Source organism: Endozoicomonas atrinae (genome assembly GCF_001647025.1).
Classification (GTDB): Bacteria; Pseudomonadota; Gammaproteobacteria; order Pseudomonadales; family Endozoicomonadaceae; genus Endozoicomonas; species Endozoicomonas atrinae.
In genome coordinates this window covers 1-253 of sequence record NZ_LUKQ02000879.1, presented here as the reverse complement: position 1 = coordinate 253, position 253 = coordinate 1, and the positions used below count along the sequence as shown (strand labels likewise).

Genomic DNA, 253 nt, shown 5'->3' with positions numbered 1-253 from the left:
GACTGGCTTGAAGAACTTCTACAATAGAGAGTTGAGCTATCAATTGGCAAAGGATAAGCCAGCAACCATTTACACAAGCATTTTAAGGATAAAATGGCAATATACGCAGGTTAAATTGGCGCTTACGACGTTTGTAAAGCTGGTACTACGGGTGCGACGGCGAATAGAAACAGTGATAGGTCAATTGACAGAGCGCTTTGAAATAGAAAAGTGCCGTTGTCGAGATAGATGGCATATGACATCACGTATCGCT

The 253-nt window shown here is 42.3% G+C and carries 1 pseudogene; it reads left to right on the top strand.

Going from position 1 to position 253, the window contains the following annotated elements:
* Positions 1-154: 154 nt before the first annotated feature.
* A pseudogene (locus AK963_RS36470) lies at positions 155-253 on the top strand (IS982 family transposase); the annotation flags it as partial.